This is a genomic window from Labilibaculum manganireducens, from assembly GCF_002843385.1.
Taxonomy (GTDB): Bacteria; Bacteroidota; Bacteroidia; order Bacteroidales; family Marinifilaceae; genus Labilibaculum; species Labilibaculum manganireducens.
Window position 1 is genome coordinate 1 of record NZ_MVDE01000067.1, and the last position, 3,313, is coordinate 3,313.

General features: G+C 34.2%; 3 protein-coding genes and 1 pseudogene. 1 reads left to right on the plus strand and 3 read right to left on the minus strand.

From position 1 onward, the window contains the following. The first annotated feature begins 724 nt into the window (after nt 1-724). Nucleotides 725-1,821: pseudogene (locus tag BZG01_RS21110) on the plus strand (IS4 family transposase). Nucleotides 1,822-1,981: 160 nt separating this feature from the next. Here BZG01_RS21110 and BZG01_RS21115 read toward each other — a convergent pair. The 3 genes from BZG01_RS21115 to BZG01_RS21830 all read right to left on the minus strand — a co-directional run. Then, nucleotides 1,982-2,428, minus strand: a complete 447-nt coding sequence (locus tag BZG01_RS21115) for a DDE-type integrase/transposase/recombinase (protein WP_180327419.1) — start codon at nt 2,426-2,428, stop codon at nt 1,982-1,984. Between the two features lie 119 nt (nt 2,429-2,547). After that, on the minus strand, nt 2,548-3,135 hold the full coding sequence (locus tag BZG01_RS21120; protein ID WP_101311825.1) for an IS630 family transposase: 588 nt from the start codon (nt 3,133-3,135) through the stop codon (nt 2,548-2,550). Beyond that, the coding region (locus tag BZG01_RS21830; RefSeq protein WP_218973192.1) for a hypothetical protein at nt 3,110-3,313 on the minus strand (204 nt) is incomplete at its 5' end. The genes BZG01_RS21120 and BZG01_RS21830, both read right to left, overlap by 26 nt.

Consider the following 3,313-nt stretch of genomic DNA (forward strand, 5'->3'; position numbering starts at 1 on the left):
CTAAAATTTCATTCTCTGTAAGACAGTCGTTTCTGTCTCTGAAAGCGAGTGCAAAGATAAAGAATTTAATTCCTAATCTGCAAATCTTTTTTCAACTTTTTTTTCAGGGTAATTTCGCTGTAATCCCCAAGTTTCCTGGTGACTCACAAGCTCGTTAGCTCCGAAAGCGGGTGCAAAGATAAATCATTTATTTTAATATATCCCAATCCCGAAGTGAAAAAATTTCAAAAAAAATAAAGCCCGTTCCTGTGATAAAAAAATTACTCCCCAAATCACTCTAAACACTGGACACTTTCCCTTGAAAGCGGTGCAAAGATAAATGATTATTTTTCCTAATTCCTAATGCATTTGGAAAGTATTTCTAAACATTATCTTAACTCATTGATAACCTGATTGAATAATTTTTGATGAAAAGTAAATGAGTGAATGATTCCTGATGGTGCTGAGTAAAACATGATTCGCTGATGATCGGGAGAATCCCCCATTAGGGATAGAAGCGATATCCTTTTAGTGAGGAACGAGGTAAAAGATTTAGCGGATAGCCCGACCAATTTTACTATTCTTTTTATAGAAAATTGGGAATGGTCGGATTAAATCAATCATCATCTTTCTTAGTACATGACAATAATACAAATCATTGATTATCAATAAAATAAGTCTCTGTAGGTTTAGATAAGACGTTGATTTTCATTATCTTAGAAGAATAATACCACTCATTTTTCTAATGAAGAAAATCAACGTCGAGAATAAAAGTAAGGAATTCATATCAATATTGAATACCCATTTTGAAGGAAAAGTTAATTTATCACGTCTGAAATTTATTTCCATGTTTGTGTTTGCCCTATGCAAAGTCCAGACTGTAGGTTTCGAAAAATTAGCTAACGCATTTGATAGTAAGGCTCAGGCAGAATCATGTTTAAGGCGTGTTCAACGTTTTATCGCGCAGTTCATGTTAGATTCTGATTTGGTTGCAAAACTCATTTTTGGATTATTACCCCAAAAAGAAAACTTGAGACTTAGTATTGACAGAACAAATTGGAAATTTGGGAAAACTAATATCAATATCTTAATGCTTGGTGTAACTTATAAAGGAGTGGCTTTCCCTCTGCTGTTTTCTATGCTGGATAAACGTGGCAATTCCAATTGCCGGGAGAGAATTGATTTAGTGAACCGATTCATACGGCTTTTCGGAACGGAATGTATTGACTGTTTGATGGCTGACCGTGAATTTGTTGGAGATAAATGGATCGAATATCTAAATGAAAATCGTATTCGATATTATATCCGAATCAGGAATAATTTCAAAATTTACGTGCCTCATAAAAATGAGGAAATTAAAGCAGCATGGTTGTTTAAATCGCTTAAGTTTGGGGAGTTTGTTCATTATAAACGAATTGTTAGAATGGGATCACAGCTTTGCTATATCTCTGGATGTAAACAAAAAGGCAAAAAAAAAGAGGAAGAATTATTGATGATCGTATCGTTCAATAAACCAGAGCAGGCTCAATAAATTATAAAGAGCGTTGGCAAATAGAAACTTGCTTCAGAGCAATGAAATCAAGTGGCTTTGACATTGAGAAAACACATTTACAAGCCATTGATCGAATTGAGAAACTGACTCTTCTTGTTATGATAGCTTTCGTCTGGTGTTATAAAATCGGAATATTCATACATGAAAATGTGAAGAAAATTAAAATAAAAAAACATGGACGAAAAGCTAAAAGTATATTCAAATGTGGATTATCTTACATTGCAAACGTCTTGTTAAATTCAGAAAATCAGAACAATATAAATGTGTTCAAGTTTTTGTCATGTACTTAGATCATCTTTATTAAAAAAACATCAATTAGAAATTATCTGTCCTTAATTAATCTATCTCGAGGAATAGTAAAACAAGAAAATGAAAGCTTGTATCTATACATCTTTAAATCTTATCCTGCAATTGAACAAACTATTTTTGATTGAAACTCTGGTATACTTTTCAATTGAAATAAACACTCGTATTGTTGATTTTAGTTAATGCCCGCTGAAGATGGGCTATCGCTAAATCCATATCAGCAAAATCTGACGTATAAGCAAATGCTTTACGCCGCACATGGTCAACACTGCGCTCTACGTGTCCTTTTTCGTTACCTCGGTAAGCATTACAAAAACGATGATTAAATTGGTAATGACCCCGCATAGCAAGCAAAGCCTGAGTGGGTTCTTTTTCGTACTTACCCACAAAACGGGCTACAGCAACTCTCATATTATCGTACACCATATTGTGATATACACCCTCGATGTGTGAAAAGAATGACACATGTGATTCCATGAACGATAAACTATCCTGATGATGATAAAGCTTGGCATAGCGGTAATTGCTGTAAGCCGAAGTAAAAACAGCAAGATTAAATCGAATGAGTACACCATCTATCCTTAGTTTCACTTCTCCCCAATCAAATTCGCAAACACTGCCTGGAGCATAACTCTGTCGGATAAAAGCCTCTTTTTCGGATACTCGTTTTGATTTGGAACTGATGTAATTATACCATTTTACAGACTAATTTACTCACAAAAGCAATTTGTATAAATTGGATAACCAGTAATGGATTTGATTAAATCGGGATTCAACTCATTTACCATCATTGTAATCTTTTCTTGTAGATCTGATATTTCTGAAAAAAACTTCATGGATACCTTATCTTTCATCCATTGCCATACTTTTTCTGCAGGATTTAGTTCAGGAGCATAGGCTGGAATTCTTATTAGCCTTATATTTTCAGGGACTTCTATGCTTTGACAGGCATGAAACCCTGCATTGTCAATTATCAATAGTTTTAGTTCTCTTGGATTTTGATCGCTAAGAACTTTTAGGTATGCTTCAAAAATATCATTCCCAACATTGGATGTTTCCCAATAGAATGCATCTCCTGTCAAAGATGAAAAAGATCCCCAAAGCCATAACCACTTGTAACTATGCTGATATTTACCCACCGGCTCTACACCTTTGGAAACTAATACGCATTTCTGTTTGGTCATTAATCCAAATCGACTTTCATCTTGAAAATAAATATTCAGGGAGTTGTATTTATCTTTATCCAGTCCAATTCTAAATGAATTTATCAGATCAGGAAGTTTTTTTGAAGACCTCAACGGTCTGCTTATCTTTTTTATGGTGAGATTTACGGGCGATCTTTAATTTATTATTGAGTTTGCTCCTGCAGTAGTGATACAAAGCATGATAGGGAATCTTTTCCTGACAGTTTTGTTCCGCCCACTGAAGTAATTCTACATAACTGGTAATATCAGTATAAGGATTTTCAAGTTTAGT